Below are 24,962 nucleotides of genomic sequence, written 5' to 3'. Positions count from 1 at the left end.
GCGGGCGGTCCTTCCACCGGACCTCTCGTACGCCGGTCAGCGGCCGGCGTACGGCAGGAGGGCCATCTCGCGGGCGTTCTTGATGGCGGCGGCGAGGGCACGCTGCTGCTGGGCGGTCACGCGGGTGACGCGCCGGCTGCGGATCTTGCCGCGGTCGGAGATGAACTTCCGCAGCAGGTCGGTGTCCTTGTAGTCGATGTACGTGATCCCGGCCGCGTCGAGCGGGTTGGGGCGGGACTTGACGGGCTTGCGGGGGTCGGTTCGTCGGGCCATGGCGGCGTCTCCTTGCAGGAAGGTTTCCGTCCCGGCAGCAGCGGCCGTGGACGGGGCGTGTTCGGGTGGGTGTCAGGCTGCGTCGAGGAGGGCGTCGAACGCGGCGGGCAGGTGCTTCCACGCCTCCCGCCCCGAGGCGTACTCGGCATCCGTCAGGAGGCAGGAGTCGAGGAGGCGCCCCAGGCCGTCGCGGTCAAGGCCGGGCGAGGTGAAGACGAGGTGCTGGCAGCAGTCGCCGTGGTCGGGGTGCCAGTCGAGCGCGGCGGCCGCCCGGCGCATGGGCGGGACCATCTCCCAGGCCGCGTCGGGCAGGGACGCCAGCCACGGGCCCGCGTTCTCCACACAGAGCGCTCCGCCGGCCGCGTCCCAGGCGAGCAGGGTGTCGGGCCGGTCGGCGAGCCAGAACCGGCCGCGGCTGCGGGCGGCGGCGCAGCACAGGTCCTCGAGCGCCTGGTAGAGCCGTTCCGGGTGGAAGGGCCGGTGGCGGCGCCAGACGAAGGTGGTGACTCCGGCCTCGTCGGCCTCCTGGGGCAGCAGCGCGCACGCGGGGTGCTGGGCGGCGGCCGCGGCCTCGACGTCGAAGCCGGCGAGGGCGGCCTCGGCGAGTTCGCCGGAGTCGGCCGGCACGCGCCGGGCGGTGGGGTGGAGCTGCGCGAGGAGGGCGCGGTCCTCGTCGTCGGCCTCGCCGTTGTCGACGACGGCGAGGACGGGCGCGTACTCCAGCTGGCGGGCCCAGGTGTCCCCGACGGTCCTCTGGTCGGTGGCGGCGGCCGCGAGGCCGGCTTCCGACAGGTCGTCGCCGTTGACGAGGCAGGGCAGGACGAGTGCGGGATCGACGGCGGTGATCACGTTCGTGAGGGTCAGGCGGTCTCCGCCATGCCCGGCGATCACCTCGGCCATGGCCTTCGGTTCGACGGAGTCCCACAGCTCGACGACGGCGAGGCGGGTCAGGCCGCCGTCAGCCAGTCGCTCGAGTTCAGGGACGAGGTCCTCGCGCAGGGCACAGCACGCGCAGTCGTTCACCAGCGGTGTCTCACCGCGGGAGACCGTACCGGCGGCATCGCGGATCAGCCGGAGCACGGTGCCGTCGGAGGCGCCCGCCAGGTCGTGGTGCAACGCCACGCTCCCGGGGACGGCGTTCAGGAGGCGGTCGACGACCTCGGCCCGTGCCTCGGCGTGCAGGCCGGCGACGATGACGACGGGCAGTCCGGGTTCCCGGCCCATCAGCGGGCCCCGTAGCGGCGCTGGAACTTCTCGACGCGGCCGGCCGTGTCGAGGACGCGGGCGGTGCCGGTGTAGAAGGGGTGGCTCGCGGAGGAGATCTCCACGTCGACGACCGGGTAGGTGCGGCCGTCCTCCCACTCGATCGTCTTGTCGCTGGTCATCGTGGAGCGGGTGAGGAAAGCAGTGCCGGAGGCGGAGTCGCGGAAGACGACGGGCTCGTAGGCGGGGTGGATTCCGGGCTTCATGGCAGGGCCTTTCAGGCGGCGTAGGGGCAGGTGGGGCCGTGGGCGGGCAGGGTCAGCGCTCTTCGCGAAAGTCGACGTGCCGGCCGACGACCGGGTCGTACTTGCGCAGGGTGAGGCGGTCCGGGTTGTTCCGGCGGTTCTTGCGGGTGACGTAGGTGAACCCGGTGCCCGCCGTGGAGCGGAGCTTGATGACCGGGCGGATCTCGTTGCGTGCCATGACAGGTACTATATGGCAATGATTTCCATTACCAACACTCGCACCCTGCGAGAAAGGCGGCTGCACCCATGTCGGCCCACTGCCAACTGACCGGCGCCAAGCCGGGTTTCGGCAACAACATCTCCCACTCCCACCGGCGCACCTCGCGCCGCTTCGACCCGAACATCCAGCGCAAGCGCTACTGGCTGCCCAGCGAGGGGAGGCACGTCCGCCTCACCCTGAGCGCCAGGGCGGTCAAAACGGTGGACACGATCGGCATCGAGGCCGCCGTGGCCCGGATCCGCGCGCGGGGAGGAAAGGTCTGATGGCAAAGAAGAGCAAGATCGCGCAGAACGAGAAGCGCAAGGAGACCGTCGAGCGGTACGCCGCCCGGCGGGCGGAACTCAAGGAGATCATCCGCCGCCCCTCCTCCACCACGGCCGAGCGTGAGGCCGCCCAGGCGGAGCTGCGCCGACAGCCCCGCAACGCCAGTGCCACCCGCGTACGCAACCGCGACAGCGTCGACGGCCGGCCTCGCGGCCACCTGCGCAAGTTCGGCCTCTCACGCGTACGGGTGCGACAGCAGGCGCACGCCGGCTTCCTGCCGGGAGTGACCAAGTCCTCCTGGTAGCAGCCCGCTCCACCGGCCGTTCGACCCGAGCGGGCAGCCCTCGCGCACACGAACCGCTGCCCGGCAATCGGGAACGAATGCCATGACCCTTCAGGGTCGCTCCGTCCGCGTGCGGCACCCTGCGGGCCCGCGAGGGGGCCGCAGAGGCCGCACGCGGACGCCTGAGAGGCCGGCGGCGTCCGCCGACAGCCCCGCGCGCGATCTCGCCGCCGCGCACGACGCCGGCCTCACCCACGTCCATCACTCGCCGCCGACCCCGAGACCGGCCCGGCCCAGGCCGGCGGCGCCCTCACCGCCAACGCCACCAGCGCGGTCATGGACAGCGCCGGCAGCGGATCTCCCGACAAGCTGCTGTACTCGCTCTTCTGACAAGCGGAAACCAGCGCGTGCCCCCGGCCGCTCCGGGGGCACGCCTGTACGTCGCCCACCGCGGCAACGCGCTCACGCGCCGGGGGGCGCGTGTCCGGCGCGGTGGGCGGTCGCCGGGTTGCGGGGCCGCAGCCCTGCCGCTCGGAGAACCGGGGCCGTGCGGATCGGACACGGCCCAGGCGCACCGCAACTCGGTCAGCTCTTCAGCTCACCCAGGTACTTCGCGAACTTCTCCAGACCGTCCATGTTGCGCGGCCCGCTGATGCCCTCGTTGTAGTCGAGGATGAAGAAGTTGTTCTTCTTGACGGCGGGCAGCCCCTTCGTGTGCGGGGAGTTCTTCAGGAAGTCGATCTTCTTCTCGGCGGGCAGGTCCCCGTAGTCGAGGATCATGATGACCTCCGGCTCGGACTTGGCGACGGCCTCCCAGTTCACCTGGGTCCACCGCTGGTCGAGGCCGTCGAAGACGTTCCTGCCGCCGGCGGTCTTGATGATGTCGTCGGGCGGGACCTGGTTGCCCGCGGTGAAGGGCTGGTCGGTGCCCGAGTCGTAGAGGAAGACCGGGACCGGATCGCCCTTGGGCGCCTTCGCCTTGACGGCCTCCACCCGCTTCTTCAGTCCGCCGATGACCTCTTCCGCTTTCTTCTCGACTCGGAAGATCTTGCCCAGTCGTTCGAGGTCCGTGTAGAGCGCCTCGAACGGCGTGTGCTTTTCGGGGTAATTGGGGTAGTTGAAGCAGCTCTCGCTGTGCATGAAGCTCTGGATGCCGAGCTTGTCCAGGATCTCCGGGGTGATGCCCCGCTCGTCCTTGAAGCCCGACTTCCAGCCGGCCAGGACGAAGTCGGACTTGGCCTCGACCACGATCTCCTTGTTGAGGAGGTCGTCGCTGAGCATCTTCACCTTGGCGTAGTCGCTCGCCCACGGAGACTCCGTTACCGGCGGGTTCGCCGGCGGCATCACGTAGCCGTGCACGTGGTCGACCAGGCCGAGGCTGAACAGCTTGTCGGCGCTTCCGCCTTCGTACGCCACGGCGCGCTTGGGGACGGTGTATTCGACCGGTTCACCGCACCTGTTGACGGTGACCGTCTCGGGCGCCTTGGCGTCTGTCTCCACTTCGGCGCCGCAGCCGCTGAGCAGCAGCGCGGCCGCGAGCGCGGAGCCCAGGACGGCGCGCTGCCGCACCGAGCGGGGAGATCGGGTCATGGACATGCTTGTGGTGCCTTTCACGGGGAGGGGTTGAGCGAGTACAACAGCTGGGGATCACCCGTCAGCGGGTGGGAGACGATGCTGGCCTTGACGCCGAAGACCTCGTGGACGAGCTCGGGGGTGAGCACGTCCCCGGGCGTGCCGGCGGTGACGAGGCGGCCCTCGCGGAGGACCCCGATGCGGTCGCAGGCGGCCGCGGCGAGGTTGAGGTCGTGCAGCACGACCAGGACGGTGAGTCCCGAGCCGCGCAGGAGCGAGAGCAGTTCGACCTGGTGGCGTACGTCGAGGTGGTTGGTCGGCTCGTCCAGCACCAGGATCTCCGGCTCCTGGACGAGCGCCCGGGCCAGCAGGACACGCTGGCGCTCCCCGCCCGAGAGCGTCAGGACTCCGCGCCGGGCGAGGTGGCGGATGTCGAGCCGGTCCATCGCGCGTTCGCACAGCTCCCGTTCCCGGGGGCTGAGCGCCTGGTTGCCCTGAAGGTGCGGAGTCCGCCCGAGGGCGATGACCTCTTCGACCGTGAAGTCGAGATCGACAGCGCCGTCCTGGGTCATGGCCGCGATGACCTGCGCGGAGCGGCGCACCGTCAGGCGGGAGAGGTCCTCCTCGCCCACCCAGACGGTGCCGGAGCTGGGTCGGAGCGCGCGGTACACGCACCGGAGGGCGGTGGACTTGCCGCTTCCGTTGGGCCCGACCAGGCCCACGACCCGGCCGCTCGCCACGTTCAGGGACAGGTCGCGCACCAGGCTGCGGCCGTCGGTGACGACGGAGAGCCCGTCGAGTCTGAGGTCCATCTCAGCGGCCTCCGAACAGGTAGCCCTTGCGCCGCATCAGCGTGACGAAGACCGGCACCCCCACGAGGGCAGTGATGACGCCCAGGGGCAGTTCGCGCGGCGCGACCAGCGTCCGGGACACCAGGTCGACCCAGACCATGAAGATCGCTCCGGCCAGGGGTGCGACGGCCAGCACGCGCGCGTGGGTGGCGCCGACGACCATGCGCACCACGTGGGGCATGACCAGTCCGACGAAGGCGATGGCGCCGCTGACGGCGACCATCACTCCGGTCACGAGCGAGACCAGGACGAGCAGGGCCTTGCGGTGCCGGTCGGGGCTGACGCCCAGGCTGGCGGCCGTCTCGTCTCCGAGGGCCAGGACGTCCAGCGCCCGGCCGTACCGGTACAGCGCGACCAGGCCGAGAAGGACGACCACCGAGACGACCGGGAGCGCACCCCAGTTCGCGGCGCCGAAGCTGCCCATGGTCCAGTACAGGACCATGCTGGTCGCCTCGCTGTCCGGCGCGAAGTAGATCAGCAGGCTCATCACCGCTTGAAGGCCCAATGACATGGCGACGCCCGTCAGGACGAGACGCAGCGGCGAGAGCGAGCCCCGGCTGGAGGAGGCCGCGTAGACGAGGAGGGACGCGACCAGGGCCCCGATGAAGGCACCGGCCGACACCGCGTAGATGCCCAGCGCCGCCAGTCCTCCGGTGACGGTGACGGCAACGGCCCCGGCGGAGGCTCCCGAGGAGACGCCCAGCACGAAGGGGTCGGCGAGCGCGTTGCGCACCATGGCCTGGATGGCCACGCCGATGGCACTCAGCCCGGCCCCCACGAGCGCCGCGAGCAGCACCCGCGGCGTACGGATCTCCCAGATGATCTGGTACGTGGTCACCTCGTCCGCGGCGATGCGGCCGCCGCTCACGGCCGCCCACAGGTAACGGGCGGTCTCACCCGGCGTGATGACGGCGGCGCCCAGACCGATGGCCACCACGATCGAGACGAGGAGAAGGGCGAACAGGACGGCGCAGGCAAGCGCCAGGCCCTTGCGGGAGGCGAGCCGGCCCCTCACCCCCCTCGCGGGTTCGGGGGGCGCCTCGCCGGCCGGCGTATCGGCGGCGCTGCCCGCCGATGGCGCGGTGATTGCTGGCGGTGACATAGGACTCGGCCTTCCGGATCGAACGGAACGTGCTGATGGGGCGGGTGGCAGCCGCCTGTGGGGGTGGCCCACTCAAGGCAGGTCGATCGGCGGGGTCATGCCGTCGAGTGCGCGGGCGGAGGGGCTTGTCGTCCTCGGGGAGCCGTCCGATGGCGTCGAGCGCGATGCGGCGCAGACGGCGGGTGTTCTCGGCGAAGACCTTGAGGACCGCACGTCAGCGGAACGAGCGCGTCCCGGGCCCAGACCGCCGCGGTCATCCGACCGCCGGGCCGTACCGGTCCCAGCAGTCGCTCCGTTCCGGCCGAGGCGTCGGAGCGCGACGGAACACGGAACGCACACACGACGGTGTCCGCGGCCCCACTCGGACTTGGAGAAGTCGGTCGGGATCCTCCTCGCCTCCTGCCGATCTGGCGGCCACGTCGTGCGGTTCCGTACGGGCTCCGGTCCCGGCTGACAGCGGAATGACAGCGGGAGCGTATATGAAAACGATAATCACTACTAGCCCTACTGCACCGAAGCCGCCGCGCGCGCATGGCGACCGGGCGCGGACACCCACACTCCATGAGGGGCCATCAGCTGATGTTGACAATCATTTTCATAATGCTTCATGCTGCTCGGGCCCCGCACCGTTCCGCTCCGTCCAGCGGCGTGGTGCGGGGCCACCTCGTGATCTCCCGGGAGCAGCATGTCCGCCCTTCGCAGCCGCCGAGCCCCACCCGCCCGCACCGGGGCTGTCGGCATCAGGCGCCGTCGGCCGATGCCGGCGAGCCGTCGGCCCTCTCGCTGATGCCGCGCCGCCAGAGTGGTCCGAACCAGCCTCCCCCGCGGTCGGTTCGGGCACAGCGAAAGGTTTCTCCGCCCCCGCACAACCCGCAGCCGCGACCGCGGCGTCCCGCACGACACGCAGCCTTGCCGGTCCAGCCGAACGCGTGCCGGTGCGATCGGCTCGCCGGGGGCTCCGCACCGCTCGCTGCCATGGCGTACGACGGTCCCGGACGGCGCCGGGTACGAGCGAGAGCGGTACGCCGTCGGCCGCGAACGGCCTGGCCACTCCGACCGCACCGCGTTCTCAGCCCCCGAATTCCCTTCCCATCCGACCCATGGAGGAGCCATGACCGACCGGACCACCGGCGGCACCGCCGCGTCCCAGGACGACGTGCGCGCGCTGCTGGACTCCCTGCCCGACACCCTGTCCCGGGACGAGATCCTGGCCATCAACAGCGGCTCCAAGTCCGACATCCACACCGAGCGGGCGTACGCGTACAACGGCTGGACCTTCACCCTGCCGCCGGGGGTCTTCAAGCCGGGCGACACCAGCCGCATCGTCCACGACCGCCTCCTGGACGGCACGATCCCGGTCAAGGGCCGCGCCTACGCGGCGATGGGCGTCGGTCTCGGCGTCGAGGCCGTGATCGCCGGCACCCTCGGGGCGCGCGAGGTCTACGCGGTCGACGTCCATCCGGACAGCGTGGCCACCGCCGCCGCCCACTACGGGCGCATCGTCGGGGACCGGACCGACACCGTCTTCCGGCCGCTGGTGTCCAACCTCTTCGAGGAGTTCCCGGACTCCGCGCGGCTGGACGTGATCACCTTCAACCCGCCCGCCGTCAGCGCGCGGACGAGCGACGACCCGACCGTGGTCCGGAACGTGTGCGTGGGCGCCGAGATCGTCCTGCGCTTCTTCGACCAGATCGCCACCCGCGACCTGCTCGCCCCGGACGGCGAGATCTACCTGATCGTGTCCAACACCGCCGAGCTGAAGCGGATCGTCGGACACGGCATCGACGCGGGATTCCGCCCCGCGGTGCTGCACCGCCAGACCTGGGAGGGCGACGACTGCCAGGCGTACCTGTTCAAGCTCATCCGCCACGCCGCCGCCTGACCGGGAGGACAAGGACATGCACGAGCACATAGCCGAGGCTGTCAAGGAACCGGACGTCGTCACCGTCCCGCCGGGCGCGATCTGCCTGCGCTTCGAGACCATGAAGCTGTACTCGGCCCTGGGCGCGGTGCGCCACCTGTTGGAGACCGGACAGGTCAAACCCGGTGACACCCTCGTGGACAGCTCCAGCGGCATCTACGCCCACGCCCTCGCCCTGGCCTGCCACCGGTACGGCCTCAACTGCCACATCGTCGGCTCCACCACCGTCGACCGCACGCTCCGCGTCCAGCTGGAGATCCTCGGCGCCACCCTCGAACAGGTCCGCCCCTCAAAGAACCTCCGCCTCGACCAGAACCTCCGCGTCCAGCGGATCAGAGAACTGCTCCAGGAGAATCCGCACTACCACTGGATGCGGCAGTACCACGACGCCATCCACTACCTCGGCTACCGCGACATCGCCGACCTCGTCCGCAAGGAAGTTCCGGAGGGCCCCCTGTCGCTCGTCGGCGGCGTCGGCACCGGCGCGTCCACCGGCGCCATCGCCACCTGCCTGCGCGAGGCCGGCCGCGACGTCACCCTCGTCGGCGTCCAGCCCTTCGGCAGCGTCACCTTCGGCGCCGAGCACGTCTCGGACCCCGACATGATCATCGCCGGAATCGGCAGCTCCATCCCCTTCCAGAACGTCCGACACGACCTGTACGACCGCGTCCACTGGGTCAACTTCGACTACGCCATGTCCGGCGCCGTCGAACTCCTCCGGGCCAGCGGCATCTTCGCCGGTCTCTCCGCGGGCGCCGCGTATCTGGCGACGCTCTGGGAGCGAGAGCGGGACGCTGATCGTACGTACGTCTTCCTCGCCGCCGACACGGGGCACCGCTACGTCGACAGCGCCTACGCCAACCACGCGGAAGCGCGGGGGCTCGGCGCCATGCGGCCCCACGAGGTGGCGGTACAGGGGGAACTCAAGCACCCGTGGTCCGCCATGGACTGGCCCCCGGCCGACAGCGGGCTGCTGCGTGGCGCGCCCGTCCTCACGGCCGAGTCGGCCTAGGCCCTGTCGTCAAACTCGCGTCGTCGCCCGAAGGGCGGCCCTGCGGCGTCTGGTGCGTGCTCTCGGCGTGCCGGGCGGAAGCCGTCGTACTGGACGTACGTCGGTTTTCGCCCGGTGCGGCGAGAGTGCGTGCCAGACGCCGTGGGGCAGACGGGAGTTTGACGACAGGGCCTAGCGTCCACGGCGAGGGGGCTACAGCCCCCCGCCTCACTCTCACCACTCGCGCACGCGCCCCAGACCGTGCCGGGCAGCCATCGCGCCGGTCCGGCCCCGCGGGACCGGACCGAGCCCACCGGTCTCCTGGCCGGCGCCGCGCGCACCGGTGTCCGTGGTGCGGTGTCCGTCGAGGCCCCGGCCGGCTCGGTGCTGATGCCCCCCATTGCCCCCGGGCGCCCGCATCGCGGGTGCCGCCCCCTCCCCGCCGTACCCATCCGAGAAGGAAACAGCCATGTCTCCCGCACCCCCGCGGTCCGTACCGGAACTCCAGCAGGCCGTCCTGGACGGGGCCTTCGGGCCGCTCCCCGGCCGGCTGGCCGTCACCAGCGCCTTCTGGGTCCACCACACCACCCGCCTGGCCGGCAGCCAGGTCACCTACCGCAACCAGTACGTGCTCCTTCGTTCCGGGGACTCCTACGGCGCCTGCTCCTTCGAGGCCGGCGACATCGCCCCGGACTTCTGCGCCAACGCCTCCGGACACACCCTCGACACCCTGATACGCCACGAGTCGGCACCGGTGCGCATCGCCGCCCTCGACGCCTACCTCGGACGCGTACGCCCGCACCGCGATGCGGAGGACGCCGAGGCCGTCACTCTGCCGACCGGCACGCCGGAGGTGCGGGCCGAGGCGAGGGACGCGGCCGTCGCCGGGCTCCTCGACATCGCGCCGCGATCCAAGGTCGCCCTGATCGGCGTCGTCAACCCGCTGGTCGCCGCGATACGTGAGCGGGGCGGCGTCCCGCTGCCCTGCGACTTCAACCTGCGCACCACCAACTGGGGCGACCCCGTCACCGACGACATGGACCAGGTGCTGGCGGAGGCCGACGCAGTCGTCGCCACCGGCATGACCCTCGTCAACGGCAGCTTCGACCGGATCACCGAGCACTGCCGCAAGCAGGACCTCCCGCTGGTGGTGTACGCCCAGACCGGCAGCGCCGTCGCGCGCGCCTTCCTGGGCACCGGTGTGACCGCGCTGTCCGCCGAACCGTTCCCCTTCTCCCAGTTCAGCGCCGACACCACCACGCTGTACCGGTACCGGACGGAGCGGGCATGAACAGCGAGACCGAATCCCCGGAAGCGGCGGCGCCGACCGACGGAGCGCAACCGGAGAACGAGAGCGGCCCGGGTACGGACACGGAGACCGCGTCCGTACCCGGTGACCTGGCGATGACCCGCGTCCTGTGGCCCTTCATGCTGGCCTCCGCCATCGGCCTGGTGCCCTTCACCGTCTACAGCACCTTCCTCGTCCCCATGGCCGAAGCCTCCGGCGGCGGCGTCGCCGCGCTGGGGCAGCTGCGCGGGCTCGGCGGCCTGGCCGCCCTCGCGGTGGGCACCGCCCTCGCGCCGCTGATCGACCGCGTACGCCGGGAACGGGCTGCCGCGGGCGGTCTCGCGGTGCTCGCGGTCTCGGCGGCGCTCGGTGCGAGCGGCGAGTTCCTGCTGCTGGCGGCGTTCTGCCTGTTGGTCGGCGCCGGCACGGCCGTCCTCAACCCGGCGCTGACCGCCGCCGCGGCGGACCGGTTCGACAACGACGCGGCCGCCGGCCGCGCCGCCACCCTCATCACCGCCACCCAGTCGCTGACCGCGCTGCTCGCGGCGCCGCTCGTGGCCCTGCCCGCCCTGGTGTGGGGCTGGCAGGGCGACCTGTGGGCCATCGCCGCGATCTGCGCCGCCCTCGCCCTCTACTTCCTCCTGCGCGGCCGCCGGAAGACCGGGACGGAGGCCGCCGAGAAGACGGAGCGGCCCGGCTACCTGGAGTCCTTCCGACTTCTCGGCGCCCTGCCGGGCGTGGTGCCGCTCATCCTCGTCGCCCTGCTGCGGACGGCCGCGTTCATGGGCTACCTCGCCTACCTCGCCGCCTTCTACGACGAGCGGTTCGGACTCGCACCCGAGCCCTTCGCGATCGTGTGGACGCTCAGCGGTACCGCCTTCTTCCTCGGCAACCTGCTCGCCGGACGACTGCTCAGCTCCGGCAGAGCGACGATCCCGGCGGAACGCCTGATGACGCTCGGGCTGCTCGTGGCACTGGCCGCACTCGTCGGGGTCTTCTTCACCCGTACCCTGTGGCTGGCCCTGCCCCTCACCGCTCTGGTCGGCGCCGGCCACGCGACGGTCGCGGCCTGTGTCACCACCCTGCTGGTACGGCGCTGCGGCTCCCTGCGCGGCACGGCGCTGAGCGTCAACGCCGCCGGGATGAGCTTCGGCGTCTTCCTCGGCGCCGGACTGGGTGGCGTCGGCCTGGCCCTCGGCGGCTTCCCGGGAACGGCGGCGGCCCTCGGCGGACTGACCCTCGTGGCCCTCGTCCTCGCCCGCCTCGCGGCCCGCTCCCCGGCACCCGACGGGGACTGAGCGGGAAGCCCACCGCGAGCCGAGGGCCCGGCACGCGGTGGGCTCCACCGAACCGGAACAGCTCCAGCAGGGGGTCGGCCATGACCGTCACACCACCGGAGACGAACCGGCGCACGACGCGCCGGCGCGCAGCCGTGGAGAAGGCGCTGGCCGGCCACGCCGTGTTCGTCTCGGCACAGGAGCTCCACGGGACGATGAGCGAGTCGGGGGTCCGCGTCGGCCTCACCACCGTGTACCGCGCACTCCAGGCCCTGGAGCAGTCCGGTGCCGCCGACGTCGTCCGCGACGAGGCCGGCGAGCGGCTCTACCGGTACCGCCGCCCCGACGCCGGGCACTGCCACTACCTCCTGTGCCGCCGCTGCCGCCGCCACGAGCCGCTCGACACGGATGCCGTCGAGGAATGGGTCGCAGCCGTCGTGCGTTCGTCGGACTTCGCGGACGTCGAACACACCCTGGAGCTCACCGGGGTCTGCGCCGGCTGCCGAGCGGCAAGGGCGCGGCACAGCGGAGTTGCTCCCTCTCGTGGGGCGACGCCGAAGCGTGCGGGGGACACATAGCCTCGGACGCATGCACATTGTTGCGATTCTCGCGCTCGACGGGGTGTCGGCCTTCGATCTCGCCATCCCCTGCCAGGTGTTCGCGCTCGTCACCGGTCCCGACGGATCACCCTCCTACGACGTCCGCGTGTGCGTCGACCGCGACACCGTGGCAACGGCCGGGCCCACGGCACCGTTCCGGGTGTCCTCCTCGTACGGCTGGGACGAGGTGCCGGCCGCGGACACGGTCGTCGTGCCCGGCATCCCCGCGGACGGCACGCCTGATCCCCGGGCGGTGCGACTGCTGCGGGAGGCGGCGGCCGGCGGAGCCCGTGTCGCCTCCATCTGCACCGGGGCCTTCGCCCTCGCGCATGCCGGACTCCTGGAAGGACGCAGGGCGACCACACACTGGCGGTTCGCCGACGCCCTGGCCGAGCGGTTCCCGGGGACCAGCGTCGACCCTTCCGTGCTGTACGTGGACGAGGGTGCGGTGCTCACGTCGGCCGGCATCGCCGCGGGCCTGGACCTGTGCCTCCACATGGTCCGCCGCGACCACGGCGCGGCGGCCGCGGCGGCGGCCGCCCGGATGCTGGTGATGCCACCCCAGCGCACGGGCGGGCAGGCGCAGTTCATCGAGTACCGTGCGCCCGGGACGGATTCCGCCGATCTCGGCGAGACCCTTCAGTGGATGCGTGGCAAGCTCGGCGAACCGCTCTCCCTGGCCGACATCGCCGCGCACGCCATGATGAGCAGGCGCAGTCTCGCCCGCCACTTCCGCGCCCAGACCGGTACGACGCCGCTGCGCTGGCTGCTCGCCCAGCGCGTCCAGCGTGCGAGGGAGCTCCTGGAGACGACGGGGCTGCCCCTGACACGTGTCGCGGAGGCGACCGGCTTCGGCTCGGTCGAGACCCTCCGCCACCATTTCACCCGCCAGGTCGGCACGACCCCGTCCGCGTACCGGGCCGCCTTCCGCCACTGACGGCACCGGACCTGGGCCCCGGCGCCCGGCGCCGGCCCGGCCCTGGCCGTATCTTGCGCACCATGGGCACGCGCGCCGGTGTCGCCGGTCGGCGCCCGTCGGAAGACTGGACGTGTTCTCGCTTCCCGGTCCGAGCCGGGAGCCCACCACGTTCCCCTGCCACGGAGGCCCCTGCATGCCTTCCCCGTCCGCAGCTCCCCGGCGCCCGCGCCCCCTGCGCGTCCACACCGTGCTCTACGACGGCGTGGAGGAACAGGACTTCGCCGGTCACATCGAGGTGTTCGGCATCGTCGGCGAGGAACACCTCGCACAGTCGTTCGTCACCGCGGACGGAACCCGCCGGGTGACGACGTCTTCCGGGATGGAGATCGTCTGCCGGGCCGCCTGGTCGCCGCGATCCGCCGACGTGATCATCGTGCCCGGCGGAGGGTACGGCGAGGGCTCCGGCATCCAGCGAGAGATCCGCCGCGGCGCCCTGCCCCGGGCACTCGCGGCCGCCCGGCGGGACGGCCTCGTCCTGGGCGCGGTGTGCACCGGCACCCTGCTGCTGTCCGCCGCGGGCCTGACGGCCGGGCGCCGCTGCACGACGCACCACACAGCCCTGGACGATCTGCGGGCGCAGGGCGGCCGTGTGGTCGGCGGCCGGGTCGTCGACGACGGTGACCTCGTCACCTGCGGAGGCGTCACCTCGGGCATCGACCTGGGCATCTGGCTGATCGAGCGGTTCTTCGGAGCCGACACGGCCCTGTTCGCCGAGGAAGTCCTCGAGTACCAGCGCCGGGGCATCGTGAACACCGCCTGACCGGTGCCGCGTCCGGTCACGCCCTCGCCCCCTCCCCCGCTTGCCTCCACCGGTACGCACCGCACCCGACACGAACGGCTTCTCCATGACCACCTACGGCATCCTTCTCTTCGACACCGCCGAGGAACTCGACTTCGCCGGCCCCTGGGAGGTCCTCACCACCTCCGCCCTCCTCCGGGAAGGGGCGGACCGCGCCCTGCTCCTCGCCGAACGCCCCGATCCCGTCCACTGCGCCAAGGGGATGCGCGTCCTGCCGGACCACACGCTGGACGACCACCCCCCGCTCGACGTGCTGCTGGTCCCCGGCGGATCCGGCGCCCGCGAGACCGAACCGCACAATGCGCGCGTCACCACATGGATCGGCGCCCAGGCCGCGCGGGCCGAATGGGTCGTCGGCGTCTGCACCGGCGCCTTCCTCCTGCATGCGGCAGGCCCGGCGCGCGGCCGCCGGGTCGCCACCCACCGGCAGTACGAGGAGGCGCTGAGGGCCCGCGGCGACGTCACCGTCGTCTCCGACGCCCGGTACGTCGTGGACGACCGGCTGCTGACCAGCCAGGGAGTGTCCGCCGGCATCGACAGCACGCTGTGGCTCGCGGGGCGCCTGCACGGCCGCGAGCACGCCCGGGCGGTGCGCCGGGAGATCCAGTACGACCCCGCCCCGCCCTATCTCGCCGACGAACCGCTCGCCGGCTGACCCCTTCGATCGACCGCAGACCACCTGCCCAGGAGCTTCACGTGAACCGACGCACCCTGCTGCGCACCGCGACCGCCCTCTCCGCCGCGGGCCTCGCGACCGGCGTCCCCACCGCCACGACCACGGCCGCGACCACCGCGACCGGAACCGCCGCGTCGTCCGGATCCGGCCACCGCGCCCCCTTGCGCGCCCAGGTCGTCCTGTTCGAAGGCGTCGAGGAACTCGACCTCGCCGCACCCTACGAGGTGCTCTCGGCCTCCGACCACTTCACCGAACGCGACGTCCAGGTGCGTTATGTCGCCCTCGACGGCCCCAGGACCGTCACCGCCGCTTTCGGCACCAGGCTCCGCGCCGACCACCGCTGGGCCCCTGAGGAGGCAGACTTCCTGGTCGTGCCCGGCGGCGGCTACGCCCGCCGCGAGGACCCGGGCGTCTGGGCCGAGATCCGCCGGGGCGCCCTGCCCCGGGCCCTGGCCGCCGCCCGCCGACCGGGACTGACCATCGCCGGCCTGTGCACCGGCGTGATGCTCCTCTCCGCCGCCGGTCTCACCCGCGGCCGCCCCTCCACCACCCACCACAGGGCGCAGCCCGACCTCGCCGAGCAGGGCGGCGTGCTGAAGAAGGCCCGGGTCGTCGACGACGGCGACCTGGTCACCGCCGGCGGCGTCACCTCCGGCCTGGACCTCGCCCTGTGGCTGGTCCGCCGCGAACTGGGCGTCGACGCCGCGCTCGGCCTGGAAGCCATGCTGGAGTACGAGGCCCGCGGCACCGTCTGGACCTCCCAGGGCCTGTACTGAGTTGCCCCGACGGCGTCGCGACGCCCGGCACGCACCCTCGGCGGACGATCCGCCAGGCGGGAGGCGTCGTAAGAGGGAACCCGGCGGGAATCCGGGACTGCCCCGCGGCCACCCGGCATCGCCGCGCAATTTTCTAGGTCGCACGACCTATAATGACGGACATGATCACTGAATCGATGGACGAAGTACGCCTGGACCCCTCAGGCCCCGTACTGATCACCGGCGGGTACGGCACCGTGGGGGCCGAGATCGCCCGGATGGCCGCCGTGGACACTCCGGTCCTGCTCACGGGGCGTTCCCCCGACAAGGGCCGGTCCCTGGCGGCTGCCCTCGGGGGCGAGGCGCGCGCCTGGGACCTGGCGGACCCGGCCCCCTTCCGGGCGGCCGTACGGGCCGTCATCAGCTCGGTCAACGACCCTGACGACCGAGTGCTGCGCGCGGCGGTGGCGGGGGGCGTCCCCTACGTCGACATCACGCGCTGGACGAGCCGGCTGCAGCGGGCCGCCGCCCTCACCGCGCTGCTCCGCCCGGAGTCGCCCGTCCTGTTCTCCTCCGCATGGATGGGCGGGGTGAGCAGTCTGGTGGCGGCGGCGCTCGCGGCGGACCTGGGCGGCGCCGAACGGATCGAGATCGCGGTGCGCTGGGACACGGCCGACCGGGCAGGTGCGGATTCCGTCGAGTTCATGGACCGGCTGGGCGTGGACTTCGAGGTGGTCGAGGGGGGTGTACGCCGGCCGGCAACGCCGCTCACGGACACACGGACCGTGGGCATCGGCGGTGCGCCGGTACGCGTCGCGCGCATCGACACCCCGGAACAGTTCACCCTCCCCATGACCCTCGGGGCCACCACGGCTGCCACCCGCATCGGCTTCAGCTCCCCGGCCACGACCCGCGCACTCCTCGCACTGCGCAGGACGGGGTTCTTCCGCTGGGCATCCGGTGACCGATGGACTCCGGTGCGCCGGGCTGTCCTCCACGCGCCCGGCGAGGGCGGCACGGCCCAGGTGCGCGTCGACGTCTCCCACCGGGGGCGCACCCGCACCACGACCGTCACCGACCCCCTCGGACAGCACCACCTGACCGCGGTCGGTGCCGTGCTGGGCCTGCGCCGCGTCCTCGGCACCGACGGCTTCCCCGCCCCCCGAGGACCGGTCTTCCCCGAACAACACCCCTCCCCCGCGCAGGCGATCGGTTCTCTCACGGCCCTCGGCGTCGAGCTCGCCTGCGGCGAGGGAGCCGGCCGGGCTCACGGCGAGGTCGCCGCGTGAGCTCCCGGCCGACACCCAAGGGCAGGCAGCGACGCACGGCCCTGCTGGACGCGGCCGAGCGCATCCTCGCCTCGTCCGGAGGCTCCGAACTCACACTGCGGGCGGTCGCGGACGAGGCCGGCGTACGACTCGGGCACCTCCAGTACTACTTCGCGTCGCGCTCCGCCCTCCTGTCCGCTCTCCTCGACCGCGTCCTCACCTCCTCACTGGAACGGGTCGCACTCCTCACCGGCCGCCCGGACGGCAACAGCGTCGACGCGCTCCTCGACGGCGTCCTCTCCGACCACGACGACCCGGCTCTCGTAAGGCTGTTCACCGAGGTCTGGGCCATGGCCGCACACGACCCGGAGGCCGCCGCGGCCGTCCGGGCCTTCTACGATCAGTACGCCACCCATGTGGCCGGCTTCCTCCGCGACCACGCCCCCATGCTGTCCGCGGACGCCGCCCGCCGGCGGGCCGAGGTCTTCGTGATGCTCATGGAAGGAGCCTCCTTGTTCCGCTCCGGCGTCGCCGGGCGGCGCAGCGCAGGGACGGACGCCCATCTGCGTCACGTCCTGCTCGCCTTCCTCACAGACGGAGACCGGGACTGAGGCCATGCCGAGCCCGCGGACTCTGCACCCTCCGCGGCCCCGCTCCGCCCGCAACCACCCGTGCCGTCTCCGTCCGGACGGCGGTGACCACCGGGCTCGGAGCCGGGACCGCGTTCTCGCCACAGCCATCACCCATACCGAAGGGCATCATGACGCACCACGACCGAACCCCGACGGCGGTACTCCTGCACGGCTGGCCGGTGACGACCGGTCACTGGCGACACCTGGTGCCGGCCCTCGAGGCAGCCGGTGTCACCACGATCCCCGTCACGCTTCCCGGACTCGGCGCCGCCCCCGCCCCCGACGTGAACGACTACCGCAAGGCGGCACTTGCGGAACGGGTCAGGACGCGGCTGGCGCGGGAGGGCGTCACCCGCTACGCAGTCGTCGGTCACGACTGGGGTGCGACGGTCGGATACCTCATGGCCGCCGCAGCTCCCGAGTCGGTCAGTGCGCTCGTCGTCGAGGAGGAGATCCTTCCCGGGGTCGACGTCGAGATCCCCCCGGCCGGCCGAAGCCACTATCCGGCGTGGCACGGCCCCTTCAACCGGGCACCCGGCCTCGCCGAGCAGCTCGTACCCGGGCGGGAAGGGGCGTACTACGGAGCCTTCCTGCAACAGAGCGCCGGACCGGCCGGCCTCGACCCGGACGTCCTGCACGCCTACGTCGAGGCGTACAGCGCTCCGGGCGTCCTGGACGCCGGGCTCGCCTACTACCGCACCCGGGCGGAAGACGTCGACGACATCGGGGCACTCGCCCGGCGGCCGGTCTCCACACCCGTCCTGGCGATCGGAGGCCGCCACGCGATGGGGACGGCTGTCGCAGCAGGGCTGGCCGGCCTCGCGGCCGACGTCACCCCGCTCGTCTGCGAACAGTCCGGTCACTACCCGGCAGAGCAGGAACCAGAGCGCGTGAACGAGGCCGTCGCGCAGTTCCTCCACCAGCACCCCTGAGCCCCGGCGCCGCGTACTGCCGGCCCGCCCGGTCGCCGACGCGGCGGGTCCGGGCGGGGACGGCGTCACGGCGTGGCCGAGGCCAGGGCTGCGCGGTGGCCGGCGGGTGCCGCGAGGTCGTGGAGCTGCCATTCCGCGAGGCGCGGCGGGGGGCCGGCGCCCACGTAGTCCAGGTCCAGCGGGCGGGCCAGCCCGATCCCCAGGCCCTTGGAGTGCGCCTCCTTGCGTACCCAGATCCGGGCCACGGCGCCGGGGCGGGAGCCGGCCGGAAGGGCGGCCAGCTCGTGCCGCTCCCGGGGGTGCAGCTCGGAGGCGAGGCGCTCGGCGGTGTCGGGGTCGGGGACCCGCTCGATGTCGACGCCGACCGGGCGGGCGGCGAGGGCGATCAGCGCCAGGCCGCCGGTACGGGCCAGGGAGAAGTGCAGCGCGCTGCCGCCGACGGCGGGGCGGCCGTGCGGGCCCCCGCAGTCCGGGCAGGGCCGGCGCACCAGCCTGATCGCCTCGGGCGCCCGGCCCAGCGCGGCACCGAGCAGGGTGCGCAGCGCGACGTGTGCGGTCATGTAGCCCAGCCCCTCCTGTTCGCTGTGGAAGGCGGCGGCCGTCCGCTGTTCGGCCGCGTCCAGGGTGCGCGGCGCGAGGAGTTCGCCGATCGACTGGGCGTCGGGTGTCACCAGCCAGCACGAGGGCAGCGGTGGCGTCCGGGGCGGGTGGCGGAGGTCGAGCACGCGGGGTTCGTCCATGGGACAGAGAATGCCGCCGCGCCGGGACGGCCAGGGCGGTCCCGGTCGGCCTCAGCATTCCGGAATAAATCCACCGTCGGCTTTCACCCTATGCTCACGAAAGCCGAAGGGAGGGCGCGTGGGACTGACGACGCTGGCAGATCTGGCCACGCCCATGGCCGTGCGGGTGGCGGCCACGCTCGGAGTGGCGGACCACCTCGTGGCCGGGCGGCGCACCGCTGCGGAGCTGGCGGCGGCCGCCGGGGCCCACCCGGACGCCCTGGACCGCCTGTTGCGGCACCTGGTGGGCGTCGGGCTGTTCACCCGGGACACCGGCTCCGGCCGGTACGGCCTGACCGCGCTCGGGGAGCAGCTGCGCGACGACCATCCGGCCGGGAAGCGGCGGTGGCTCGACCTGACCGGCGCGGTCGGCCGGGGGGACCTGAGCTTCGTGGAGCTGCTGCACTCGGTGCGCACGGGCGAGCCGGCCTATCCGGTGCGGCACGGCGCCGCATTGTGGGAAGACCTGGCCTCCGACCCGGAACGGTCCGCTTCCTTCGATGCCCTGATGAGCCATCACGTCGCCGTGGAGCACGCGCGGCTCCCGCAGGCGTACGACTGGGCCGCGCTGGGGCACGTGGTGGACGTCGGGGGCGGCAGCGGCGGCCTCCTCGCGCACCTGCTGGCCGCGCATCCGGAACTGCGGGGCACGGTCGTCGACCTGCCCGGGCCCGCGGCTGCCGCGCGGCGGCTGTTCGCGGACCGCGGCCTGTCCGGCCGGGCAGACGTGGCACCGGGCAGCTTCTTCGAGCGGCTGCCCGCCGGAGCGGGCGGGTACGTACTGTCCGCGGTCCTCCACGACTGGAGCGACGACCCGGCCACGGCCCTGCTGTGCCGGTGCGCCGAGGCTGCCGGCGCCAAGGGCGCCGTACTTGTCATCGAGGCGATCGGCCGGGACGGCGAGTCGCCGAACACCGCAATGGATCTGCGCATGCTCGCCTACAACGGCGGCAAGGAGCGCGGCCTGGCCGAGATCCGCGTACTGGGCGAGCGGGCCGGCCTCGCGGTACGCGGCGTACACCCGGCCGGACACCTCTCGATCATCGAACTGGCAGCGTCTGACTGAGTGGAGGACAGCATGACGGACATGAACAGGGACAAGGACCGGGCGGCCATCGCGGAGGTCCCCGAGCGCATGATGGCGGCCTGGGCCGCGCAGGACGCGGCGGCCGTCGCCGCCCTGTTCACCGAGGACGCCACGATGATCCTCCCCGGGGACGTCTACAAGAAGGGCCGCGCCGAGGTCAAGGGGTTCATGGACTTCGGGTACGCGGGGCCGTTCAAGGGCACCAGGGTTGTGGGGGCGCCGAAGGACCTCCGCTTCATGGGTGCCGACACGGCGGTGCTGATCACTCAGGGCGGGGTGCTCGCGCCCGGCGAGACGACCGTCGCCCCCGAACGCGAGATCCGGGCGACCTGGGTACTGGCCAGGCAGGACGGCCAGTGGTTCATCGCGGCCTACCAGAACAGCCCGGTCAACCTGCCGTCCTGACCGGGCCCACGACCGGCAGGGGCGCCCACTCGATCCCCCGCGGGGGCGCCCCTGTCCGCGGAACGTCGAGGGGCCGAGCCCGTTGGGCTCGGCCCCTCGACGCTGTCCGGCAGCTCAGGCGGGGAGGTCGGCGAACTGGCCGGGCTTCCTGCCCTCGCCCGCCGGGCCGCGGTACGCCTGGGCGATGTCCAGCCAGTGCTCGGCGGCCGGGCCGGCGGCGGTCACCGCCAGGTCGGCGCGGTGCCGGCGGCGGGTGACCAGCAGGCAGAAGTCGTGGGCCGGACCGGAGACCCGCTCGGCGGCGTCGGCCGGACCGTGCTCCCACAGCTCACCCGACGGCCCGGTGATCTCGAACCGGAACGGCTCGGCGGGCGGCGTCAGGCCGCGCGCCTGGTAGCCGAAGTCCCGGGTGAGCACGGCGAATCCGACGAGGTGGCGCAGCCACTCGGCGGGCTCCCGGCGGATGCGGAGGGCGTCGGCGATGTCCTGTCCGTGCGCGAAGGTCTCCATGATCCCGGCGCAGGCGAGCACGACCGGCGGCAGCGGGTTGACCAGCCAGGGCACGACCTGGCCGGGCGGGACGACAGCGAGCGCGTCGATGCAGGCGGTGCGCTCCGCCCGCCAGCGTGCCAGCAGCGCGGCGGGGTCGTGGCGCGGGTAGGCGTGCAGGGCGGCGTTCACGGCGCCGTCGAAGTCGCCCTTGGCCTGCTCGGTCATGGCGGCGAAGGCAGCCGGGTCCGAGGCCGCCGTGCCGGCGAGGCGGAAGATGAAGGACATGTGGGCGACCTGGTCGGCGACCGTCCAGCCGCTCGCCGGGGTCGGCAGCGCCCACTGCTCCTCGGTGAGGTCGGCCACCATCCGCTCGGTGTCGTCGGCCGCGGTGGTCAGGTCCTTGAGCACGTTCTGCAGATCGGACATGCGTCTCTCGCTCTCTGCTGTGGGTGGGGGCGGCCCGCTCGGCCTGGTCCAGCCTGGGTCACGGGGAGCGCGGTGTCTTCTCGCCTGTTGCGGAGCGGGTCAGGCGCCGGCCGGCGAGGCGGGCCGCGGTGAGGGCGGCCCAGGCGGTGAGTTCGATCAGCGCCCGGTCGTCGGCCGGGTCCGCCGCCGCCCGGAACTCGGTGATGTCGTCCGGTACGACCTGGTAGGCGGCCAGCCCCGTGAGCAGGGCCAGCCGGGCGGCCGGGCGGTCCGCCGCGGGCAGGTCGCGTACCGCGGCCAGGGCCCAGGCCCGGCTCGGGCCCAGGGCCGTGCCGTCCGCCGCGGCCAGCCGGGCGCGCACCAGCTCTCGGGCGTCCGGCGGCAGCGCCCGGGCTCCGCCGGCCTCGACGGCCGCCGCCGCGCGGGCGAACGCACCGGCGACGGACGGGCTTCCTGCCGCCCAGGCCAGATCGGCGGGCAGCGGCGCCGCCGGCAGCAGCTCCAGGGCGGCGCCGGGCAGCGGGCCGGCCGGGTCGCGGGGCCGCATCGCCTCGGTGACCATGCGCATGACGGTGCCGCGGGCGGCCGCCGGGGTCGCCGCAGGCAGGGGCGAGTCGTCGAGGAAGACGCTCACCATCCGGTTGAGGTAGTGGAAGGCGACCGCGACCCCGGCGTACTCCGGGAGTTCCTCCGGGGTTCCGGGCGGGCCGGCCGGGGGGCCGCCGCCGCTCCCCCGCACCCAGCGCCCGATCCGTCCGTCCTGGCCTGCGGCGCCTGGGCCCCCGGGCGGCCCCTGACGGCCCGTCATGGTGCGCACCATCGCCCCGTGCACCTCCACGCAGTACCGGCAGGCGTTGGCCTCGGACACGGCGGCGGCCACCGCCTCCCTGGCCGCCCGGTCCACCCGGCCGGGCACGAGCAGCGTCTCGCGCAGCAGCGCCCAGGCCGCGGCCAGGATGTCGGGGGCCGCCGCGTGCAGGGCGATGGGCGGGGCGAGCACGCCGAAGTCGCGTTCCGCCTGCGTGTAGACGGCGGCCACGGTGCCTTCGGCGTGCTCCGGCCGGACCACGGCGACGTACCGGGTCCGGGCCAGGGCCCCGCGCAGCGCGGTGCGGACGAGCCGTCGCACGGGGAGCAGGTCGAGCCCGGTGCGGTGGTTCACGTCCGGATCAGGGGCAGCACGCCCCGTCGTCCGCTGGTGGAGCCGTCCGGGGCCGGTGCCCCGTAGCGGACGGCCACGCCGCGCTCCCGGGCGGCCCGGACGATGCCGGGGACGGCGCGCTCGGCGACCGCAGCGATGGTCATGGCGGGGTTGACGGTGAGGGCGCCGGGGACGGCGGAGCCGTCGGTGACGAAGATGCCCGGGTGGCCGCGGAGTTCGTTGCGGTCGTCGAGGGCGGACGTCGCGGGGTCGTCGCCCATCCGGCAGGAGGCGAGGGGGTGCACCGTGTAGGCGCCGACGACGTCGTTGGTCCAGGGCCGGACCCGGGCGATGCCGTCGCGTTCGAGGATGTCCTTGACCTCGGCGTCCGAGGCGGCCCAGCCGTGCCGGGTGTTGGCGGTGGGCTCGTATCTCAGGTTGCCGCGGCCCAGCATCTGCTGGGAGATGCGCATGGCGTTTCCGGTGGCGGGCGGCGGGCCGAACACGCCCTCGTTGTCGTCCTCGCTCATGGTGAAGATGGTCAGCCAGGAGTTCCAGCGGGAGAGCATCCGCTTCTTGTCCCGGCCGAACCAGGTGGGTCCGTCGCCGGCGTCCGGGGCCTGGGCGAGGATGGTGCCGAGGCCGGGCGGGAAGTAGAGCTGTTCCAGGGAGTAGCGGGAGTACTCGGGCAGCGAGCCGTCGAGGCGGTCCCAGCTGGCAACGGTGGGGCCGCGGCCGATCGGGTTGGCGCCGTAGGCGGGTGCGCCCTCGCCGCGGGACAGGCCGAGGACTTCGGCGACCCGGTCCTCGTTCACGACCGCGGTGTTGAGCCGTTCGCCGTTGCCGGAGAAGTACCGGCCGACGGCGTGCGGCATGGGGCCGAGGCCGGCCTCGCTGCGCTGGAGGATGACGGGGGTGGCGCCGGCCCCGGCGGCGAGTACGACGATCTTGGCGTCGATCGCACCGGATCCGGTGGTGATCCGGTAGTCCTCGTCGTCGATGACGTGGTAGCGGATGCGGTAACCGCCGCCGTCCGTACGGGAGATGGCCTGCACCTCGTGCAGCGGGCGGATCACGGCGCCGTGGGCGACGGCGGCGGGCAGGTAGTTCAGGAGCAGGGACCGCTTGGCGTCGAAGCGGCAGCCGGCCATCATCCAGTTGCAGTTGACGCAGGCGGCGGTGTCGATGGCGACGGGCAGCGGGTTGGCGGTCCGGCCCGCGTGGTCGCAGGCTGCGGCCCACAGACCGCCCGCGTAGGTGACGTCGTGCCAGTCCTGCGGAGTGACGGGCAGGGCCTCGGCGACCCGGTCGTACCAGGGCTCCAGGGTGTCACGGCTGACTGCGGCCGGCCACATCCGGCGGCCGATGCTGCCGCGGCGTTCGAAGACGAACCGGGGGGCTCGGGGCATGGAGGCGAAGTAGACGACGCTGCCGCCGCCCACGCAGTTGCCGCCGAGGATGCTCATGCCGTCCCCGACGGTGAAGTCGAAGCCGCGCGTGTAGGAGGAGCCGAGCTTGTAGTCGTGCTCGGCGTCCTCGGCGGTGAGCCAGGGGCCGCGTTCGAGCACGGTCACCGAAGCCCCTCCGGCGGCAAGGTGGTAGGCGGCGATCGCGCCGCCGAAGCCGCTGCCGACCACGAGGACGTCGGTCTGCTCCGCACTGTTCATGCCGGGCTCCCTGAGGGGGTGGTGTCGGGGTGGACGCGGGCCAGCCGACGGCCGTAGGAGTGCTGGTCAAAGCGCCAGAGGCGGTCCGGGCCGGGCGGTACGACCCCCATCGCGGCCAGGCCGGGGTGGCCCTGGGCGATGGCGTCTGCGGTGTGCATATGCGCAGCGGAGTCGTAAGCCATGTTGCTGAAGAGGGCCAGAAGCACCCAGAATTCCTTCTCGGGGTGGCCCGGCGCTGTCAGCTCCGCCACCAAGGCTGTCCTGTGCCCGAAGTCCAGGGCCACGAACGGCGGGAGTGCCGTGTCCAGAGCGAGTCCGCGTCCGTCCGCGTACGTGCGCGCGTGCCGGTTGAGCAGATCGGCGAGGTCGTCCAGGCCCTCGGTCAGACCGGTGGCGTCCCACTCCAGCAGTTGGATCGCACCGGCCGCGACGGCTCCGCCGCCGTCGGCCGCGCCGGCGATCGCCGCATCGCCGGGCCAGCGCTTTTCACCGGGAACAATCGTGTCTGCATAAGCCTCCAATGTCGGCGTCCGGGGTGACCTGAGAGCGCTTTCCGGCTCCACGGCAGCTCCTCCCGCCAGCTCATTCTGTTTTAGGCTTCAGCAATTTATGAGCAGTTAGTCCTTTCAAGCAACTCACAGGTTGCGAACCCCCCGTCAGAAAATCCCCGCCAAGTCTTGGCCAAAGACCGTCGGACGATTACGCTCCTGGCAACGTCACAGAACAACCACGAACACGGCACAACTGCTTGCGTTTCGGTCCTGCCATACCGACG

General features: G+C 72.8%; 28 protein-coding genes. 16 read left to right on the top strand and 12 right to left on the bottom strand.

The window, feature by feature from the left end:
- Nucleotides 1-36: 36 nt before the first annotated feature.
- The 4 genes from rpsR to rpmG all read right to left on the bottom strand — a co-directional run bounded on the left by rpsR (nucleotide 37) and on the right by rpmG (nucleotide 1,959).
- Complete coding sequence (rpsR, locus tag C0216_RS12245) at nucleotides 37-273, bottom strand: 30S ribosomal protein S18 (protein ID WP_114055302.1); 237 nt, start codon at nucleotides 271-273, stop codon at nucleotides 37-39.
- Between the two features lie 72 nt (nucleotides 274-345).
- Nucleotides 346-1,497 (bottom strand): CobW family GTP-binding protein, encoded by a 1,152-nt coding sequence (locus C0216_RS12240; protein WP_114055301.1) that lies wholly within the window; start codon nucleotides 1,495-1,497, stop codon nucleotides 346-348.
- Nucleotides 1,497-1,742 carry a type B 50S ribosomal protein L31 gene (locus tag C0216_RS12235; RefSeq protein WP_114055300.1) on the bottom strand — a complete coding sequence of 82 codons (246 nt, stop codon included), beginning with the start codon at nucleotides 1,740-1,742 and terminating at the stop codon, nucleotides 1,497-1,499. The genes C0216_RS12240 and C0216_RS12235 overlap by 1 nt, the downstream gene beginning before the upstream one ends.
- A gap of 52 nt (nucleotides 1,743-1,794) precedes the next feature.
- The gene (rpmG, locus tag C0216_RS12230; RefSeq protein ID WP_114055299.1) at nucleotides 1,795-1,959 is read right to left on the bottom strand and encodes a 50S ribosomal protein L33; all 165 of its coding nucleotides are present in this window, start codon (nucleotides 1,957-1,959) and stop codon (nucleotides 1,795-1,797) included.
- Nucleotides 1,960-2,027: 68 nt separating this feature from the next.
- On the opposite strand from rpmG, the gene rpmB reads away from it, so the two are divergent.
- Both rpmB and rpsN read left to right on the top strand, forming a co-directional pair.
- Nucleotides 2,028-2,264, top strand: coding sequence for a 50S ribosomal protein L28 (rpmB, locus tag C0216_RS12225; protein ID WP_114055298.1), 237 nt, complete (start codon nucleotides 2,028-2,030; stop codon nucleotides 2,262-2,264).
- Nucleotides 2,264-2,569 (top strand): 30S ribosomal protein S14, encoded by a 306-nt coding sequence (gene rpsN, locus C0216_RS12220; protein ID WP_114055297.1) that lies wholly within the window; start codon nucleotides 2,264-2,266, stop codon nucleotides 2,567-2,569. Before rpmB ends, rpsN begins: the two co-directional genes overlap by 1 nt.
- Nucleotides 2,570-3,133: 564 nt before the next feature.
- Here rpsN and C0216_RS12215 read toward each other — a convergent pair.
- From C0216_RS12215 to C0216_RS12205, 3 genes are read right to left on the bottom strand one after another with little or no spacing between them, the layout of a single operon-like run.
- Entirely contained in the window at nucleotides 3,134-4,144 is a 1,011-nt protein-coding gene (locus tag C0216_RS12215; RefSeq protein ID WP_114055296.1) for an ABC transporter substrate-binding protein, read from the bottom strand.
- Nucleotides 4,145-4,158: 14 nt separating this feature from the next.
- A complete protein-coding gene (locus tag C0216_RS12210) occupies nucleotides 4,159-4,932 on the bottom strand; it encodes an ABC transporter ATP-binding protein (RefSeq protein WP_114055295.1) in 774 nt (257 codons plus the stop codon).
- A gap of 1 nt (nucleotide 4,933) precedes the next feature.
- Nucleotides 4,934-6,073: a FecCD family ABC transporter permease gene (locus C0216_RS12205; RefSeq protein ID WP_114055294.1), complete on the bottom strand. Its 1,140-nt coding sequence runs from the start codon at nucleotides 6,071-6,073 to the stop codon at nucleotides 4,934-4,936.
- Between the two features lie 1,111 nt (nucleotides 6,074-7,184).
- On the opposite strand from C0216_RS12205, the gene C0216_RS12200 reads away from it, so the two are divergent.
- The 12 genes from C0216_RS12200 (at nucleotide 7,185) to C0216_RS12135 (ending at nucleotide 18,190) form a co-directional block, all read left to right on the top strand.
- Nucleotides 7,185-7,955: a methyltransferase gene (locus C0216_RS12200; protein ID WP_114055293.1), complete on the top strand. Its 771-nt coding sequence runs from the start codon at nucleotides 7,185-7,187 to the stop codon at nucleotides 7,953-7,955.
- A gap of 16 nt (nucleotides 7,956-7,971) precedes the next feature.
- Entirely contained in the window at nucleotides 7,972-9,006 is a 1,035-nt protein-coding gene (locus C0216_RS12195; RefSeq protein WP_114055292.1) for a pyridoxal-phosphate dependent enzyme, read from the top strand.
- Between the two features lie 448 nt (nucleotides 9,007-9,454).
- On the top strand, nucleotides 9,455-10,276 hold the full coding sequence (locus C0216_RS12180; protein WP_114055290.1) for a Rossmann-like domain-containing protein: 822 nt from the start codon (nucleotides 9,455-9,457) through the stop codon (nucleotides 10,274-10,276).
- Nucleotides 10,273-11,571, top strand: a complete 1,299-nt coding sequence (locus tag C0216_RS12175) for an MFS transporter (protein WP_216827075.1) — start codon at nucleotides 10,273-10,275, stop codon at nucleotides 11,569-11,571. Before C0216_RS12180 ends, C0216_RS12175 begins: the two co-directional genes overlap by 4 nt.
- Before the next feature lie 80 nt (nucleotides 11,572-11,651).
- On the top strand, nucleotides 11,652-12,128 hold the full coding sequence (locus C0216_RS12170; RefSeq protein WP_114055289.1) for a Fur family transcriptional regulator: 477 nt from the start codon (nucleotides 11,652-11,654) through the stop codon (nucleotides 12,126-12,128).
- Between the two features lie 10 nt (nucleotides 12,129-12,138).
- Complete coding sequence (locus C0216_RS12165) at nucleotides 12,139-13,086, top strand: GlxA family transcriptional regulator (RefSeq protein ID WP_114055288.1); 948 nt, start codon at nucleotides 12,139-12,141, stop codon at nucleotides 13,084-13,086.
- Between the two features lie 175 nt (nucleotides 13,087-13,261).
- Nucleotides 13,262-13,888, top strand: coding sequence for a DJ-1/PfpI family protein (locus tag C0216_RS12160; protein ID WP_114055287.1), 627 nt, complete (start codon nucleotides 13,262-13,264; stop codon nucleotides 13,886-13,888).
- 85 nt (nucleotides 13,889-13,973) lie between these two features.
- A complete protein-coding gene (locus tag C0216_RS12155) occupies nucleotides 13,974-14,582 on the top strand; it encodes a DJ-1/PfpI family protein (protein ID WP_114055286.1) in 609 nt (202 codons plus the stop codon).
- Nucleotides 14,583-14,623: 41 nt separating this feature from the next.
- On the top strand, nucleotides 14,624-15,379 hold the full coding sequence (locus C0216_RS12150) for a DJ-1/PfpI family protein (protein ID WP_114055285.1): 756 nt from the start codon (nucleotides 14,624-14,626) through the stop codon (nucleotides 15,377-15,379).
- Between the two features lie 176 nt (nucleotides 15,380-15,555).
- Nucleotides 15,556-16,647: a saccharopine dehydrogenase gene (locus C0216_RS12145; protein WP_114055284.1), complete on the top strand. Its 1,092-nt coding sequence runs from the start codon at nucleotides 15,556-15,558 to the stop codon at nucleotides 16,645-16,647.
- Nucleotides 16,644-17,237: a TetR/AcrR family transcriptional regulator gene (locus tag C0216_RS12140; protein WP_114055283.1), complete on the top strand. Its 594-nt coding sequence runs from the start codon at nucleotides 16,644-16,646 to the stop codon at nucleotides 17,235-17,237. Before C0216_RS12145 ends, C0216_RS12140 begins: the two co-directional genes overlap by 4 nt.
- A 149-nt stretch (nucleotides 17,238-17,386) precedes the next feature.
- Nucleotides 17,387-18,190 (top strand): alpha/beta fold hydrolase, encoded by an 804-nt coding sequence (locus C0216_RS12135; protein ID WP_114055282.1) that lies wholly within the window; start codon nucleotides 17,387-17,389, stop codon nucleotides 18,188-18,190.
- A gap of 65 nt (nucleotides 18,191-18,255) precedes the next feature.
- Here the strand turns inward: C0216_RS12135 and C0216_RS12130 are convergent, their stop codons facing one another.
- The gene (locus C0216_RS12130; protein WP_114055281.1) at nucleotides 18,256-18,930 is read right to left on the bottom strand and encodes a 4'-phosphopantetheinyl transferase family protein; all 675 of its coding nucleotides are present in this window, start codon (nucleotides 18,928-18,930) and stop codon (nucleotides 18,256-18,258) included.
- A 118-nt stretch (nucleotides 18,931-19,048) separates the two neighbouring features.
- Between C0216_RS12130 and C0216_RS12125 the strand changes: the two genes are divergently transcribed.
- Nucleotides 19,049-20,035, top strand: coding sequence for a methyltransferase (locus tag C0216_RS12125; protein WP_342777103.1), 987 nt, complete (start codon nucleotides 19,049-19,051; stop codon nucleotides 20,033-20,035).
- A gap of 12 nt (nucleotides 20,036-20,047) precedes the next feature.
- Complete coding sequence (locus C0216_RS12120) at nucleotides 20,048-20,461, top strand: SgcJ/EcaC family oxidoreductase (RefSeq protein WP_114055279.1); 414 nt, start codon at nucleotides 20,048-20,050, stop codon at nucleotides 20,459-20,461.
- A 114-nt stretch (nucleotides 20,462-20,575) separates the two neighbouring features.
- Here the strand turns inward: C0216_RS12120 and C0216_RS12115 are convergent, their stop codons facing one another.
- From C0216_RS12115 to C0216_RS12100, 4 genes are read right to left on the bottom strand one after another with little or no spacing between them, the layout of a single operon-like run.
- Complete coding sequence (locus tag C0216_RS12115) at nucleotides 20,576-21,379, bottom strand: TIGR03084 family metal-binding protein (protein ID WP_114055278.1); 804 nt, start codon at nucleotides 21,377-21,379, stop codon at nucleotides 20,576-20,578.
- Between the two features lie 58 nt (nucleotides 21,380-21,437).
- Nucleotides 21,438-22,541 (bottom strand): carboxymuconolactone decarboxylase family protein, encoded by a 1,104-nt coding sequence (locus tag C0216_RS12110; RefSeq protein WP_246042505.1) that lies wholly within the window; start codon nucleotides 22,539-22,541, stop codon nucleotides 21,438-21,440.
- Complete coding sequence (locus tag C0216_RS12105) at nucleotides 22,538-24,187, bottom strand: FAD-dependent oxidoreductase (RefSeq protein WP_114055277.1); 1,650 nt, start codon at nucleotides 24,185-24,187, stop codon at nucleotides 22,538-22,540. Before C0216_RS12105 ends, C0216_RS12110 begins: the two co-directional genes overlap by 4 nt.
- Nucleotides 24,184-24,708, bottom strand: coding sequence for a DUF5987 family protein (locus C0216_RS12100; protein ID WP_246042504.1), 525 nt, complete (start codon nucleotides 24,706-24,708; stop codon nucleotides 24,184-24,186). The genes C0216_RS12105 and C0216_RS12100 overlap by 4 nt, the downstream gene beginning before the upstream one ends.
- Nucleotides 24,709-24,962 lie beyond the last annotated feature (254 nt).

Source organism: Streptomyces globosus, from assembly GCF_003325375.1.
Lineage (GTDB): Bacteria > Actinomycetota > Actinomycetes > Streptomycetales > Streptomycetaceae > Streptomyces > Streptomyces globosus_A.
This window is presented reverse-complemented; position numbering and strand designations above follow the sequence as displayed.